This window comes from Pectobacterium araliae (genome assembly GCF_037076465.1).
Lineage (GTDB): Bacteria > Pseudomonadota > Gammaproteobacteria > Enterobacterales > Enterobacteriaceae > Pectobacterium > Pectobacterium araliae.
Genome location: NZ_AP028908.1, coordinates 2048840 through 2064203, shown reverse-complemented (window position 1 = coordinate 2064203; position 15364 = coordinate 2048840). Strand labels below are relative to the sequence as shown.

Annotated in this window: 14 protein-coding genes and 1 pseudogene; 8 read left to right on the top strand and 7 right to left on the bottom strand. The window is 50.2% G+C overall.

All coding sequences use genetic code 11. The annotated features are described in order from the left end of the window. Positions 1 to 68 precede the first annotated feature (68 nt). Positions 69 to 827 carry a zinc ABC transporter ATP-binding protein ZnuC gene (gene znuC / locus AACH44_RS09325; RefSeq protein WP_261847614.1) on the top strand — a complete coding sequence of 253 codons (759 nt, stop codon included), beginning with the start codon at positions 69 to 71 and terminating at the stop codon, positions 825 to 827. Continuing rightward, on the top strand, positions 824 to 1609 hold the full coding sequence (znuB, locus tag AACH44_RS09320; protein ID WP_261847615.1) for a zinc ABC transporter permease subunit ZnuB: 786 nt from the start codon (positions 824 to 826) through the stop codon (positions 1607 to 1609). The genes znuC and znuB overlap by 4 nt, the downstream gene beginning before the upstream one ends. A 93-nt stretch (positions 1610 to 1702) precedes the next feature. Here znuB and AACH44_RS09315 read toward each other — a convergent pair whose 3' ends face one another. Next, a complete protein-coding gene (locus tag AACH44_RS09315) occupies positions 1703 to 2662 on the bottom strand; it encodes a LacI family DNA-binding transcriptional regulator (RefSeq protein WP_261847645.1) in 960 nt (319 codons plus the stop codon). Between the two features lie 459 nt (positions 2663 to 3121). Between AACH44_RS09315 and AACH44_RS09310 the strand changes: the two genes are divergently transcribed. The 3 genes from AACH44_RS09310 (at position 3122) to AACH44_RS09300 (ending at position 6472) form a co-directional block, all read left to right on the top strand. After that, positions 3122 to 4450: a PTS sugar transporter subunit IIC gene (locus AACH44_RS09310; RefSeq protein ID WP_261847616.1), complete on the top strand. Its 1329-nt coding sequence runs from the start codon at positions 3122 to 3124 to the stop codon at positions 4448 to 4450. Positions 4451 to 4617: 167 nt separating this feature from the next. After that, complete coding sequence (locus AACH44_RS09305; protein ID WP_261847646.1) at positions 4618 to 4923, top strand: PTS lactose/cellobiose transporter subunit IIA; 306 nt, start codon at positions 4618 to 4620, stop codon at positions 4921 to 4923. A 169-nt stretch (positions 4924 to 5092) separates the two neighbouring features. Next, on the top strand, positions 5093 to 6472 hold the full coding sequence (locus AACH44_RS09300) for a carbohydrate porin (protein WP_261847617.1): 1380 nt from the start codon (positions 5093 to 5095) through the stop codon (positions 6470 to 6472). Positions 6473 to 6534: 62 nt separating this feature from the next. Here AACH44_RS09300 and ruvB read toward each other — a convergent pair whose 3' ends face one another. From ruvB to aspS, 6 genes are all read right to left on the bottom strand, one after another. Further along, a complete protein-coding gene (ruvB, locus tag AACH44_RS09295) occupies positions 6535 to 7539 on the bottom strand; it encodes a Holliday junction branch migration DNA helicase RuvB (RefSeq protein WP_015730385.1) in 1005 nt (334 codons plus the stop codon). A 7-nt stretch (positions 7540 to 7546) separates the two neighbouring features. Continuing rightward, positions 7547 to 8164, bottom strand: a complete 618-nt coding sequence (gene ruvA / locus AACH44_RS09290) for a Holliday junction branch migration protein RuvA (RefSeq protein WP_261847618.1) — start codon at positions 8162 to 8164, stop codon at positions 7547 to 7549. Positions 8165 to 8255: 91 nt separating this feature from the next. Beyond that, a complete protein-coding gene (ruvC, locus tag AACH44_RS09285) occupies positions 8256 to 8777 on the bottom strand; it encodes a crossover junction endodeoxyribonuclease RuvC (RefSeq protein WP_261847619.1) in 522 nt (173 codons plus the stop codon). Positions 8778 to 8857: 80 nt separating this feature from the next. Continuing rightward, positions 8858 to 9601, bottom strand: coding sequence for a YebC/PmpR family DNA-binding transcriptional regulator (locus tag AACH44_RS09280; RefSeq protein ID WP_010275900.1), 744 nt, complete (start codon positions 9599 to 9601; stop codon positions 8858 to 8860). Positions 9602 to 9624: 23 nt separating this feature from the next. Further along, complete coding sequence (nudB, locus tag AACH44_RS09275; RefSeq protein ID WP_261847620.1) at positions 9625 to 10068, bottom strand: dihydroneopterin triphosphate diphosphatase; 444 nt, start codon at positions 10066 to 10068, stop codon at positions 9625 to 9627. 1 nt (position 10069) lies between these two features. Continuing rightward, positions 10070 to 11866 carry an aspartate--tRNA ligase gene (gene aspS, locus AACH44_RS09270; RefSeq protein ID WP_261847621.1) on the bottom strand — a complete coding sequence of 599 codons (1797 nt, stop codon included), beginning with the start codon at positions 11864 to 11866 and terminating at the stop codon, positions 10070 to 10072. Positions 11867 to 12371: 505 nt separating this feature from the next. Between aspS and AACH44_RS09265 the strand changes: the two genes are divergently transcribed. The 3 genes and pseudogenes from AACH44_RS09265 to AACH44_RS09255 all read left to right on the top strand — a co-directional run bounded on the left by AACH44_RS09265 (position 12372) and on the right by AACH44_RS09255 (position 15042). Beyond that, the gene (locus AACH44_RS09265; RefSeq protein ID WP_261847622.1) at positions 12372 to 13589 is read left to right on the top strand and encodes an EAL and HDOD domain-containing protein; all 1218 of its coding nucleotides are present in this window, start codon (positions 12372 to 12374) and stop codon (positions 13587 to 13589) included. 91 nt (positions 13590 to 13680) lie between these two features. Then, positions 13681 to 14492, top strand: a pseudogene (locus AACH44_RS09260) (DUF72 domain-containing protein). Between the two features lie 154 nt (positions 14493 to 14646). Beyond that, positions 14647 to 15042 carry an MAPEG family protein gene (locus tag AACH44_RS09255; protein WP_261847624.1) on the top strand — a complete coding sequence of 132 codons (396 nt, stop codon included), beginning with the start codon at positions 14647 to 14649 and terminating at the stop codon, positions 15040 to 15042. The last annotated feature ends 322 nt before the right edge of the window (positions 15043 to 15364 follow it).

Genomic DNA, 15364 nt, shown 5'->3' with positions numbered 1-15364 from the left:
ATCCCATCGATTTTTATGGTGTTGTTTGTTATATTATAACGTAACATGAGTTATGCAAACCGAATTATATGTCTACATTGGTATCACTTAATAATATTTCAGTGACATTTGGCAGCCGAAAGGTGCTGTCAGATATCTCTCTGACCTTACAAGAAGGTCGAATCCTGACGCTGCTTGGGCCGAACGGCGCAGGAAAATCGACGTTAGTACGTGTGGTTCTGGGGCTACTTTCTCCCACTTCTGGCTCGCTGGTTCGCGATCCAGCGCTACGTATCGGTTACGTGCCGCAGAAACTACATCTGGACACCACCCTGCCCTTGACCGTCAGCCGTTTTATGCAACTGCGCCCCGGCGTGAAAAAGCAGGATATTTTACCCGCCCTTAAACGCGTTCAGGCTGCGCACCTGCTGGAACAGCCGATGCAGAAACTCTCCGGTGGCGAAACCCAACGCGTCCTGTTAGCCCGCGCACTGCTCAACCAGCCCCAACTTTTGGTTCTGGATGAACCGACACAGGGTGTCGACGTCAATGGGCAACTGGCGCTGTACGACCTGATTAATCAGCTACGGCAAGAATTCCACTGCGGCGTACTGATGGTGTCACACGATCTGCATTTGGTGATGGCGAAAACCGATGAAGTCCTCTGCCTTAATCAACATGTTTGCTGCTCCGGCACGCCCGAAGTGGTTTCCCTTCACCCCGAATTTTTAGCCATGTTTGGTCACCGCGGCACCGAGCAATTGGCAATTTATCGCCATCACCATAATCATCGCCACGACCTGCAAGGGCGTATCATTCTAAAAAGACAAGAGGGAAACGACGCATGATAGAGCTACTGTTTCCCGGTTGGCTAGCGGGGATTTTACTGGCTATTGCCGCAGGCCCGCTCGGTTCGTTCGTCGTCTGGCGACGGATGTCTTACTTTGGCGATACGCTGGCGCACGCTTCCTTGCTCGGCGTCGCCTTCGGCCTGCTGCTGAATATTAACCTGTTTGCTGCCGTCATCGCCGTAACGCTCATTCTGGCACTGGGTCTCGTCTGGCTGGAACGGCGTCCCTATCTGGCCGTCGATACGTTACTCGGCATCATGGCACACAGCGCGCTCTCGCTTGGATTAGTGGTCGTCAGTCTAATGAACAATGTACGTGTGGATCTGATGGCTTACCTGTTTGGCGATTTGCTCTCCGTCACAACAGAGGATCTGTGGGTGATCGGCGCTGGTGTGATCGTCGTTGTCGCCGTCATGCGTTGGCAATGGCGTGCGCTGCTTTCCATGACGATTAGCCCGGAGTTGGCACACGTCGATGGCGTGAAGCTCCAGCGCACCAAGCTGCTACTGATGCTGACCACCGCGTTAACCATTGGTATCGCCATGAAATTTGTTGGCGCATTGATCATTACATCACTGCTGATTATTCCTGCCGCCAGTGCCCGACGCTTCGCACGGACGCCGGAACAAATGGCAAGCATCGCGATTATTGTTGGCATGATTGCCGTGACAGGGGGATTGGCCTTCTCAGCGGGTTATAATACGCCAGCCGGGCCATCGGTGGTGCTGTGCGCATCGCTGCTGTTTATTGCCAGCTTGCTTAAACCACAACCCGCTTAGCCTATCAACCAGTCAATAGTACAAAAACGCAATAGCAAAAAGCCCTTCAAAATACGTGATTCAGAAGGGCTTTGAAAACTGCATAAGCCGCGTTTATTTCTGGTTAGCCATATCTGGAATGATTAAATCTCCCCGTAAAACATACGAGCTTAGTACATCTTGCGTTTTTTCATTGAGCCAAGACACAATTCTGGCTGCCACTGCATCCATCGAATATTCAATTGCGGGTATCGCGGGAATGCCCGGAATATCGAGAGAACCAGCAAGGCTGAATACCATAATGTCTTTCGGTACTGATTTATTAAACGCCTGAAGCTGGGTGATAACGCGTTTTGCTTCCAACTCATCGGCTACCAGAAGCGCATTGAAATTCAGCGTCGTACTGTTATTGAGCAACACTTGCAGCGCCACCGACGACGATGAAGACGCATCCATAAAAATCAAGTTGCGGTTAAACGGCAGAAAGTTATTTTCTAGCGCTCGCTTGTACCCTAATAACACCTGTTCCGCCGAGCTGCTGGCAGAGGGATTAATCAGCGCGATTTGTCGTCTACCCTGACGAATCAGGTAGTTACATGCTGTTTCTGTAGCAAAAGCATGATCGAATTGCAGACTGTTGGTGGCGTCAGCCTCCATGCAATCAATCAGAATAATGTTCTTATCGGGCAGATTCAGCGGAAAGCGTGCGCCGATAATTAAAATATCATCACACAACCCGCTAGTCAGTTCATCCAGCACACTCAGCACTTCTGCCCTACTGCTGGCAAACCGTAACAAGAGATGCTTCTGATGCCGACTAAAGTGTTTTTCCAGCGCATAGAGATAGCCAGTCGTTTGGTTGATGTTGTCCTGCGCGCAAATGACACCAATACATCCGGTTGACTGGCTTAACAGCGATTGAGCAATAACGTTTGGCCGATATTTAAGCTCATCAACGGCCTTTAACACCGCCAGACGGCTAGTTTCCTTCACGCCGCGCGAACCACTCAACACCCGGGAGACTGTGGCTTTGGACACCCCAGCTAAACGCGATACATCGTTGATTGTAGACATCATTTTGCCCCTGGAAAACGCTAAATCCGACTCAAAACCCTAAACACCAACCGCGCATTACGTTGCTTCGCAGTATAACCGTTTCCACCCTGCATGGAAACCGATTATCCGTTTAACAGCCAAGAAGCATTTTGGCGAATAAGATGTGATGCAAATCTAATTAATACCGCCAGAAATCGTCACACATTGACCGGCATCACAGTTCTCTTTTCTTTGCATGGAAAACGGTTTCCATATGATATCCAATCATCCTGGCAATAACTTTTTACATTCTGCTTAGCGAAAAATGCGATCCATTTCGGAAGATACATAATGGTATAAGCCGATGTTTATAAAAGGTTGCTACACGCGACATTTCCATCCAACCAGTTAATACAATGGGTTATGAGACGTAATGTGGCGACAACATACTTGATGATGATCCGTCGCCATCGCGGTGACACACGAAAAGGTGTTCACATGAGTTCCTTATATCAATCAATGATTGCCACTATCGAACAATCGATTACCCCGCTGGCCGGGCGTTTGGGGCAACAAAAGTATGTGATCGCTATCCGCGATGGCTTTACCGCCGCACTCCCCTTTATGATCATCGGATCGTTCATGTTGGTGTTTATTTATCCCCCGTTCTCCGCCGATACCACCGTCGGGTTTGCGCGTACCTGGTTGGACTTTTCTATCACCTATCGCGAACAACTGATGCTGCCTTTCGAGTTAAGCATGGGCGTGATGACATTTTTCATCTCCGTAGGCGTGGGGGCCAGTCTGGGACGACAGCTTCAGCTCGATTCCGTGATGTCTGGCCTGTTGGCATTGATGGCTTTCCTGCTCGTTGCCGCCCCTTACGCCGATGACAAAATTTCTATCGAGTATTTGTCAGGGCAAGGCATTTTTACCGCCTTACTCACATCGATCTACGCCACTCGCGTTTATGCCGCGCTGAAACAGCACAACATTACGGTTCGCCTGCCGAAAGAGGTGCCAACGGGAGTCGCCCGCTCATTTGAAATTCTTATTCCCGTGTTGGTGATTGTTGCCACACTGCATCCGCTCAATCTCTTCGTTGAGGCGCAAACAGGCATGATCATTCCCGAAGCGATTATGCATCTTTTGGCACCGCTGGTCTCCGCCTCAGACTCGCTGCCCGCGATTCTGCTGTCCGTGCTGCTGTGCCAGCTTTTCTGGTTTTCGGGTATCCACGGCTCGCTGATTGTCACGGGCATCATGAATCCATTCTGGATGACTAACCTGGCCGTCAATCAGGCCGCACTGGCGGCCGGTGAAGTCTTGCCACATATCTATTTACAAGGCTTTTGGGATCATTATCTGTTGATTGGCGGCGTCGGCTCGACGCTACCTCTGGCATTTCTGCTGTTACGCAGCAAGGTCACGCACTTGCGGACCATCGGCAGAATGGGCGTCGTACCCAGCTTCTTTAACATCAACGAGCCGATCATGTTTGGTGCCCCCATCATTATGAACCCGATGCTGTTCCTCCCTTTTGTCTTCGTACCGATGGTTAACGCCGTGCTGGCTTACACCGCAACCAAGATGGGATGGCTGGTGCAGGTGGTGTCGTTAACGCCATGGACAACACCAGCACCGATTGGTGCATCGTGGGCGGCAAACTGGAGTTTCAGCCCGCTGATCATGTGCCTGATGTGCATGGTGTTTTCCGCGCTGATGTATTTGCCGTTCCTGCGAGCTTATGAACGCACATTAATGAAAACCGAGGAGCAAAAAATACAAGGCGATATTTCGCTGACGAAAACAGTGAGTAGTAATTAATGGGATTAATAAAAACAGCGATAGCTATTAAATAGAAGAAATAAAATAAAGCGTTCATGGTCGGGATATTTTTATTATTCTCCTTCATCGACCTGAACGACATTCAAGAAGGCGGCATAGAAAATACGTGCTGCGAATATTCGTTCACATAAAAAACAGGTCATATGATGATTACATTAGAAGATGCAGTAATGGAAATTATCGTCAATGCGGGACAGTCGCGCAGTCTGTGTTTTGAAGCGCTACAGGCTGCGCGTAAAGGTAACATTGATGAAGCTAAAAATCTGTTGAAGGAAGCCGATGGCTACGCGCGTAAAGCCCACCATATGCAGACCCAACTGATCGAACAGGATGCGGGGGAAGCCAGACAGCCGATGACATTAATTATGGTTCATGCTCAAGACCATTTAATGACATCGCTACTTGCTCGTGAATTATCAGAAGAGATTATTCACCTTTATCAACGGCAATAGTGCAAATAATAAATGCCTCTTAAAAGGAGGAGCGATTACGTCAGTTATTTAATTACGTCATGCTGTTAAAAAAATAACAATCACCTTGTTCTGAACGTCGTGTCATTATTCACGCCAATCAGAGCGGGATGGTTATTGTCTGAAAATAACTTACCGAATTGAGATGACGATGAAACATTGCAAAAAACTGCCCGTTACGCTGGCGGTGCTGGCTGCCCTTTGCTCCGGTTCCGCATTCGCACAAGAAACGATTACTCAAGAGCAATTAGATCGTATCGTTGCTCAGGCCGTAGAAAAAGCGCTGGCGGAACGTCAGGCCAAATTAGACGCGATTGCCAGTAAACAGGTCGATCCACTGACAACGCCCGATGCCCCCAAAACGCCTGACATGGCGATACCTTATGGCATCAACTTTACTGGCTATGCGCGTTACGGTGCGCAATTCCAGAGCGGTGACCAGAAATATGTGGCAGTTGACGGCTCCTATAACGGTGCCTCCGCACTGGGCCGTCTGGGCAACGAAGGCAATGGCGGTGAATTCCAGCTTTCCAAGGCTTTCAAAAGTAACAACGGCGCAATCTGGGATGTCGTCGTAATGATCGACCACTGGGGTGACGAAGTTAACCTGAAAAAAGCCTATGCAGGCGTTACCAACCTTTTTGCTTCCCAGCCAAATGCCTATCTCTGGGCCGGACGTGATTTCCACCAGCGCCCACAGCAAGGCATCAACGACTACTTCTGGATGAACCATGACGGTCAAGGCGCGGGGATAAAGAATTTTGAACTCGGCGGTATTCAATTCGATATGGCGGCCGTCGGTGCCGTGGAATCCTGTAATCCTGAGGTGATGGATGATAATGCGAACCCCTCGCGCATCAGTTGTACCGGTAGCTCCGGCACGGGAGACAAAGGCAATTACGCGCTGACCTCCAAAGTACACGGCATCAAGCTGGGGCCGTTGGATCTTGCGCTGTACGCGAACTACGGTTTTGACTCGAAAGCGGTGGATAACGATGCACGACTGAAAGCCTGGCAAGGCGGCGCGGTCCTGAGCCACACGGGGAAAAATAGCCTCAATCAGTTTATCACTCGCTACTCGGACAATGCGGATAACAGCGTTTACAACAAAACGGACAACCTGAAAACCTTCTATGCCAGCTTTGAAGGTAAATACAAATTCACGCCGCAAACGCAGGTTGACTATCTGCTGGCCTACCACGACTACTCGAACGATTTTGCGAGTCAGGACGACCGTCGTAACTACAATGCCATCGTTCGCCCAATGTATTTCTGGAATGATGTGCATTCCACCTGGCTTGAAGCAGGCTACCAACACGTAGATTACGGTCAGGGTGGTGATAACAAAGGGTGGAAGCTGACGCTTTCCCAGAATGTCTCGATCGCCATGGGGCCAGAGTTCAGACCGATGCTGCGTTTCTATGTGACTGGCGGAGAAGTGGATAACAAACACACCGCGCGGACAACGACCGGCGTCAATACACAGCTTGATTCGTTCAACGTTGGGGCAATGTGGGAAGCCTGGTTCTAATCAGATAAATTCAGGGAGACCATCCGGCCTCCCTGAATAGGGTCACCTAGGCTCAGACGGCACTATTCTTCACGCGTTAAGCCAAAATGCCGATAGGCGTGCTGCGTCGCCATTCGACCACGCGGCGTGCGCTGAATAAACCCTTGTTGAATCAGAAACGGTTCCAATACATCTTCGATAGTTTCGCGCTCTTCGCCAATCGCTGCGGCTAAATTATCCAGCCCGACGGGGCCGCCCATGAATTTATCGATGATCGCCAACAGTAGCTTACGATCCATGTAGTCAAAGCCTTCGGTATCCACCGCCAGCATATCCAACGCCTGCGTCGCTACATCTCCGGTAATCGCCCCTTCCGACTTAACTTCGGAAAAATCGCGTACCCGGCGCAATAGTCGGTTAGCAATACGCGGTGTACCACGAGCACGACGGGCCACTTCAAGGGAACCCTCCGGCGTCAGATCCAGCCCCAGACACTGTGCGCTGCGGCCAACGATATACTGTAAATCCGCCACATTATAAAACTCCAGACGCTGCACAATGCCAAAACGATCGCGCAGCGGCGAGGTTAGCGACCCCGCACGCGTCGTTGCGCCAATCAGCGTAAAAGGCGGTAAATCGAGTTTGATCGAACGGGCGGCGGGCCCTTCGCCGATCATGATATCCAGCTGATAATCTTCCATTGCCGGATACAGCACTTCTTCCACAACGGGCGACAGACGGTGAATTTCATCAATGAACAAGACATCATGCGGTTCGAGATTGGTCAACAGCGCAGCAAGGTCGCCCGCTTTTTCGAGCACCGGCCCCGACGTCGTGCGCATATTCACACCCATCTCATTGGCGACAATATTCGCCAACGTCGTTTTACCCAAGCCGGGAGGACCAAAAATTAGCAGATGATCCAGCGCATCCCCACGTTTGCGGGCGGCTTGAATGAAAATTTCCATCTGCTCACGCACCTGCGGCTGGCCCACATATTCTTTCAGCAGCTTAGGGCGCATCGCTCGGTCGAGAAATTCTTCTTCGGGAATAGCGTCAGCGGAAATTAAACGATCGGCTTCTATCATGAATACCTCACAGCGCTGCGCGCAGTGCATCCCTAATCAGGGTTTCACAGTCAGCATCAGGACGCGCGATCTTGGAAATCATGCGGCTAGCTTCCTGTGGTTTATAGCCCAGCGCCACCAGTGCCGCAGCAGCTTCTGCTTCTGGTTCGCCAACACGGCTGTCTGCGCTAGCAGGCGACGCCAGCGGAATCTCACTGACCGGATTAAACAGATCGCCGCTCAAGCCCTTGAAGCGATCTTTCATTTCCACCACCAGCCTTTCTGCCGTTTTCTTACCAACGCCTGGGAGTTTAACCAACGCACCGATCTCTTCACGCTCAACCGCGCTGACAAATTGTGTCGCGGACATGCCGGAAAGAATGGCCAGCGCCAGCTTCGGCCCAACGCCGTTCACTTTAATCAGTTCGCGGAACAGTGCCCTCTCCTGCTTATCATTAAAACCGAACAGCAGTTGTGCATCTTCGCGGACAACAAACTGGGTAAAGATAATCGCTTCCTGATTAAGTTCAGGGAGTTCGTAAAAGCACGTCATCGGCATATGGACTTCGTAACCCACGCCGTTAGCTTCTATCAGCACCTGCGGCGGCTGTTTTTCCAGAATAATGCCTCTGAGACGACCTATCACGTTGCGCTTCCTTTTACATAGGGAATGAATGGCTTGAAGTATGACGAGTATATAACATAAAAAAGGCTGGATGAATATCCAGCCTCCTGTTTCAACGCAGTCGTCCTGCCAGTGGGTTAACTTTTGCCGCCGCCGTTCGCAGCAGGTTCTGGTTAAAGTGGCAATGTGTAATGGCGATCGCCAAGGCATCTGCGGCATCCGCCTGCGGACTGGCCGACAGTTTCAACAGCGAGCGCACCATGTGCTGCACCTGCTTTTTATCCGCTGCGCCCGTTCCCACCACGGTTTGCTTGACCAACCGTGCCGCGTATTCAAACACAGGCAGATCCTGATTCACGCCTGCGACGATAGCCACACCGCGCGCCTGCCCCAGCTTCAAGGCCGAATCCGGGTTTTTTGCCATAAAAACCTGCTCAATCGCCATACAATCTGGCCGAAATTGCGTAATGATTTCACTGACGCCCGCATAAATCAGCTTAAGCCGTGTAGGCATATCATCCACCACGGTACGAATGCAACCGCTACCGAGATACGTCAGATGCCGCCCCTGCTGGCGGATAATGCCATAACCCGTCACGCGCGAACCGGGGTCAATGCCGACTATGATTGTCATGGTGCTACGATTATCATCATACCGCTCCGCCGATTCGCCCGTGTGGATAGCTGTTGCTACGTTGCATTACCGACCTGCCATTACAGCAGTTCAGCCACCTCATCGGAGATCTCACCGTTATGGTAAACCTCCTGAACATCGTCGCAGTCTTCCAGCATGTCGATCAGACGCATCAGCTTCGGTGCCGTTTCTGCATCCATATCCGCCTTAGTGGACGGAATCATCGACACTTCCGCAGATTCTGCTTTCAGGCCAGCCGCATCCAACGCATCCTTCACATCACCAAACGTTTCCCACGGCGTGAAGACATCAATCGCACCGTCGTCATACGTCACGACATCATCAGCACCGGCTTCCAACGCTGCATCCATCACCGCATCTTCATCCAGACCTGGCGCATAAGAAATGACGCCTTTCTTAGTGAAGAGGTACGACACAGAACCATCGGTACCCAAGTTGCCGCCGGTTTTGGTAAACGCATGGCGCACTTCGGAAACGGTACGGTTACGGTTGTCACTCAGGCATTCCACCATGACAGCCGTACCGCCAGGGCCGTAACCTTCATAAATGATGGTTTCCATGTTGGCATCATCATCACCGCCGACACCACGGGCAATCGCGCGGTTCAGCGTATCGCGCGTCATGTTGTTGGACAGTGCTTTATCGATCGCGGCGCGCAGACGTGGGTTAGAACCCGGATCGCCACCGCCCAAACGGGCTGCGGTTACCAGTTCGCGGATAATCTTGGTAAAGATTTTACCGCGCTTAGCGTCCTGTGCTGCTTTACGATGCTTTGTGTTAGCCCACTTACTATGACCTGCCATAAAAATCTCCGAAAAAAGCCTGTTCAGGCCGGATAAATAACAAATTCCTCAATCGCCTGCCGATTGCTCCAGGACTTAGTCAACTGTGCCGCATTGGGCACGTCCAGCCACTGGTAAGCGAGGTGCTCGGATAATTGCACCTCGCGCTCAGCAGGTAACGCAAGACAATACCAATGTTCGGTATTGTGCGTGACCCCTGGCGCATAGCGACGTCTCAAATGAGCAAATAGCTCAAACTCAATACAGCGCTGACAGTCAAAGAGTGATAACGCTTCAGCGGATATATCAATGTTAACTTCTTCTTTGACTTCACGCTGTGCAGCATACGGCGCACTTTCCCCTTCTTCTATACTCCCCGTCACGGATTGCCAGAATTCAGGATCGTCACGCCGTTGCAGCATCAGCACCCGCCCGGTATCGCGGGCATAAATCACCACCAGCACCGAAACGGGTCGCTTGTATACCATCTTATTCGTTCTCGGATTTTCCATCCTGAGCCGCTTTCCCTTTTACAACAACCGCAATAGCAAGCTCTTCCAACGAAGTCGGGTTGGCAAAGCTTGGCGCTTCCGTCATCAGACACGCCGCCGCCGTTGTTTTAGGGAAGGCGATAACGTCACGAATGTTATCGGTGCCCGTCAGCAACATCACCAGACGGTCAAGACCAAATGCCAGACCCGCGTGCGGCGGTGTCCCGTATTTCAGCGCGTCCAACAGGAAGCCAAATTTCTCACGCTGTTCTTGCTCGGTAATGCCCAGAATACCGAACACCGTTTGCTGCATTTCACCACTGTGAATACGCACGGAACCGCCACCCACTTCATAACCATTGATCACTATGTCATACGCGTTGGCGATCGCCGAAACTGGATTAGCGGCCAACTCAGAAGGCAGCATGTCGCGCGGAGCAGTAAACGGATGGTGCATCGCGGCAAGGCCACCTTCACCATCGCCTTCAAACATTGGGAAATCGACTACCCACAGCGGCTCCCAACTGTTGTCTTTCGTCAGGCTTAGGTCGCGACCCAATTTGAGGCGCAACGCGCCCAGCGCATCGGTTACTACTTTCGCGCTGTCCGCGCCAAAGAACAGAATGTCGCCATCTTGCGCCGCAGTACGATCCAGCAGTGCAGACAACAGGTCTTCGCTCAGGAACTTCGCTACCGGACTTTGTACGCCTTCCAATCCCTTGGCACGTTCGTTGACCTTGATGTAGGCCAAACCTTTCGCACCGTAGATTTCAATAAACTTGCCGTATTCATCAATCTGCTTACGGCTCAGCTGTGCGCCGCCCGGTACGCGAATAGCAGCCACGCGGCCTTTAGCATCGTTTGCTGGGCCAGAGAACACTTTGAACTCGATGTCTTTAACCAGATCGGCAACGTCGACCAGTTCCAGCGGGTTACGCAGATCCGGCTTGTCGGAACCAAAACGACGCATGGCTTCTGCGAACGTCATGATCGGGAAATCACCCAGATCGACGCCTTTGACGTCAAGCCATAATTCACGCACCAGTTTCTCCATCACGTCACGCACCTGTGGCGCAGTCATGAAAGAGGTTTCCACATCGATCTGGGTAAATTCAGGTTGTCTGTCAGCGCGCAGGTCTTCGTCACGGAAACATTTGACTATCTGATAGTAGCGGTCAAAACCGGACATCATCAGCAGTTGTTTAAATAGCTGTGGAGACTGCGGCAGCGCATAAAACTTGCCTTTATGCACGCGGCTCGGCACCAGATAGTCACGCGCGCCTTCCGGCGTCGCTTTCGTCAACATCGGGGTTTCGATATCCAGAAAGCCGTGGTCGTCCATAAAGCGGCGAACAAAACTGGTGATACGGGCACGCGTTTTCAGGCGCTGCGCCATTTCAGGACGGCGCAAATCCAGATAGCGGAATTTGAGACGCGCTTCTTCGGTGTTGGTTTGGTTGGAATCCAGCGGCAATGCTTCAGAACGGTTAACGATCGTCAGGGCGTTGGCAAAAATCTCGACTTCACCTGTCGCCATATCTTTGTTGATTTGGCTTTCTGGACGGGCGCGCACCACTCCGGTAAGTTGGATACAGAACTCGTTACGCAACTCGGATGCCAGTTGAAATGCGTCCTGACGATCCGGGTCAAAGAACACTTGTACCAGCCCTTCACGGTCACGCATATCAATAAAAATCAAACCACCCAGATCGCGGCGGCGGTTAACCCAACCGCACAATGTCACTTCCTGGCCCACATGGGACGAATTCAACTGTCCGCAATAATTAGTACGCATCACGATGTCCTTTTACTCATCCGCCAGCTCACACGTTTTCACGGTAGATTACTTTTCACAGTAAATCACAGTGCAAAAACCGTGACATTTTCGCTGCGCGGTATGGTTTTTCTGAGTTACTGTTCGGTGAAAAAAGGCGGCTATTATAAAGGATAATAGCGCGAACGATAAGTATGAAGGTAACGCTCTGCGATGCAGGAGCCTACTCTTTTTACGAAAATTCTCTGCTGGTTAACGAAATGTTCACCAATCAGGATAGCGTTGTTGCAAAACACAGCCCCAGACTCCCGAAAGCCATCACTTCTCCGCGAGGTTGACATGACACCTCTTCTCAGTAAAGGACGCTTTTTCCCTAATGCCACCGGAAGAGGATTTGTGGAAACCCGCCTTCCCTTTTAATAAAACCTGCTAAAATTAATAAGTAACTCATTATTTTTATAAAAATTTTAATAAAAAGCGCGTTCCTATTATTGGCTAATGCGTATGGTTTACATGGAGAACCGCTATGTATTCATTTGTTGCCCGTCAACCTATTTTAAATCAACACCTACAAACCGTTGCCTACGAGCTACTTTTTCGCATGGACATCACCAATAAATTTCCTGATGTCAGCCCTGAGTTTGCGACCGCACAGCTTATTTCCGATCAATTTTTGACCCACCCACTGACAAAATCCGTCGTGGAACAACCTTACTATATTAATTTTCCCCATCAGATGCTGATCGATGGCCAGGCCGAAGTATTGCCACAGGAAAAAGTCGTGATCGAAATCCTTGAAAATGCGATACCGAATAATGATCTCTTTGCTGCCGTAAAAAAGCTAAAAAGGAAGGGCTTCAGAATTGCACTTGATGACTTTTCGATGGGGTCAGAGTGGGATCGATTTTTACCTTACGTTGATATCATCAAATTCGATTTAACCTTATCAAGGTTTGATGATATTGACAATTTCATCAAACGAACCGCGCAGCGCAAGTTAATCTATCTGGCTGAAAAAGTAGAAACACATGAGCAATATTTGCAAAGTAAAAAGCTGGGCATTTCACTGTTCCAGGGCTATTTTTTCAGTCGTCCTGAAATGATTAAATCAAAAAAATTGGTCAATAACTCCAGCAATACCATCAGGTTACTACGAGAGGTAAACAAACCTGAGATCAACTATGCCACGATCGAAGAGTTGGTCTGTGCCGATCTGTCGCTTTACTATAAATTAATGCGCCATATTACTAATATCAAATACCATACCCGCTTTGGCATCACCGCGACCTCTATGTCGTTTCGTTCGATGGCAATGCTGCTGGGGCAGCGTGAACTTAAACGTTTTGTCTCATTAATTAGCATTACCAGCAGTAATGAAAATAAACCCAGCGAGCTTTATCGTACCAGCTTAATCCGCGCCAGATTTTTTGAATTATTGTATGCCTCCTTTAATGTGAAGGAAGATACCACTGAAGCGTTTCTATGCGGATTATTATCGCTGCTTGATGCCGTACTCGATTCCCCCATGCCGCTGCTGCTTTCACAAATCGCATTATCCGAAAAAATTAACCAAAGCTTATTAGAAAACACCGGCGAACTGGCAATTTATCTGACGTTAATCGCTAAATACGAACAGCAAGAGTGGGAAGAACTTGAACACCTCTTAAATCAGTTAGGTATCGATGAAGAAAATTTCTTTACCATGATAATGGAAGCAACACTGTGGGCGGATGAGATTTTATAAACGGTTCCCCTCGACTCACTCGCGCTCCCCTGTCAATTACGCGATAATGGCAAACATCCTATTGAAGCTCAATGACATTATGGTGCAGTAGATGTACATCGGATTACCACAATGGCAGCATCCCGCCTGGAGTCGGTTGGGATTAAACGATCTTGCCGACTACAGCCGTTATTTTACCTGCGTTGAAGGTAACACCACTTTTTATGCGTTACCTTCGCGCGAGATTGTCGGACGCTGGCGTGATATGACGCATGACAACTTCCGCTTTTGCTTCAAATTTCCCTCGGCGATCAGTCATAAAGCCGCTTTGCAGAACTGTGACTGTGATATCGGCCTTTTTATCAATGCCTTGAGCCGATTGAGCACCGTATCGGACAGTTATGGCTACAACTCCCTGCCGTCTTCGGCCCCGCACAATTGCCCGTGTTGTGGCGCTTTCTTGATGCCTTACCGCAGGAATTTAGCTACGGAGTAGAAGTGCGTCACCCGCTATTTTTTGCTAAAGGTGATGAGGAGCGTGCGCTCAATCAGGGGCTACAGCAGCGCGGCGTCAATCGCGTGATTTTAGACAGCCGCCCAGTCCACCATGCCACACCAGATAGTGCTGCAATGCGTGAAGCCCAGCGTAAAAAACCGCGCGTACCAGTACACGCCGTGTTGACCGCCACGCAACCGCTGATCCGCTTTATCGGCAGTGAAACACAGGAAGAAAACCTACGCTGGTTTGAGTCATGGCGCAATAAACTGCCACAGTGGCCCGAGGCAAATCCCTTCTTCTTTATTCACACGCCGGATATTGGTGATGCACCACCGCTGGCACAACAGCTCTGGCCATTACTCACCGAGATCGACCCGACATTGCCACCGCAGCCGGATTGGCCGCGGCAAGCAACGCTTTTTTGATTCAGCAAACAGGGAATGTGTTAGTTCGTTTAGTTATAAATATTCTCTTAATGTAACCCATTTCCGCTAAAAAAATTGGGCTTTACAGGCGACAGGGGCGCCAGGTAAAGCTATTATTCTGCAAGCCGTTTTCGGTTAGGTCACGGAGTAAAAAATGGTAAGTGCGCTCTATATCGTGCTCGGCGCAATCTTGTTGATAAAGCTGTCTATTGATGTTTTCAAACTGAGAATGCAGTATCGCGTGGCCTATGGCGACGGCGGATTTTATGAATTACAAACCGCAATCCGAGTACATGGCAATGCGGTGGAATATATTCCGATTGCGGTGATTTTGCTGGTGCTGATGGAAATGAATGGCGCACTTATCATCATGATCCATTTTTGCGGCATGTTATTGATCGCCGGGCGCTTAGCTCACTACTACGGCCTTCGGCATCGCGAATTTCGCTGGCGGCGTTCAGGTATGGCCGCAACCTATGCCTCGACCATTTTGATGATTGTAGCAAATCTCTACTACCTTCCATGGGATCTGGTTTTCACGCTGTATTGATGCCGTGAGACAAAAACGATACCCGCTGTTCTCGGGCGCATAGGCAGTAGGCGTCCGAGAATCAAAAACCGCGTCCACACCCTGTGGAAGACGAAGATCATATACCCTAAATAATTCGAGTTTCAGGCAGACGGCAAGCGAGTGAGTGAGTGAGTGAGTGAGTGAGTGAGTGAGTCCCGATGAGCTTACACTGGTAAGTGATTCGGGTGACAAATCTGCCGGGAGCAGATTTGAACGCTGCTTGCAGCGGCTCCAACGGGGCGAGGCTCATAGATGAGCCGAGTAACGAGCACAACCAGAGCACAGACAACTTGAAGTATGA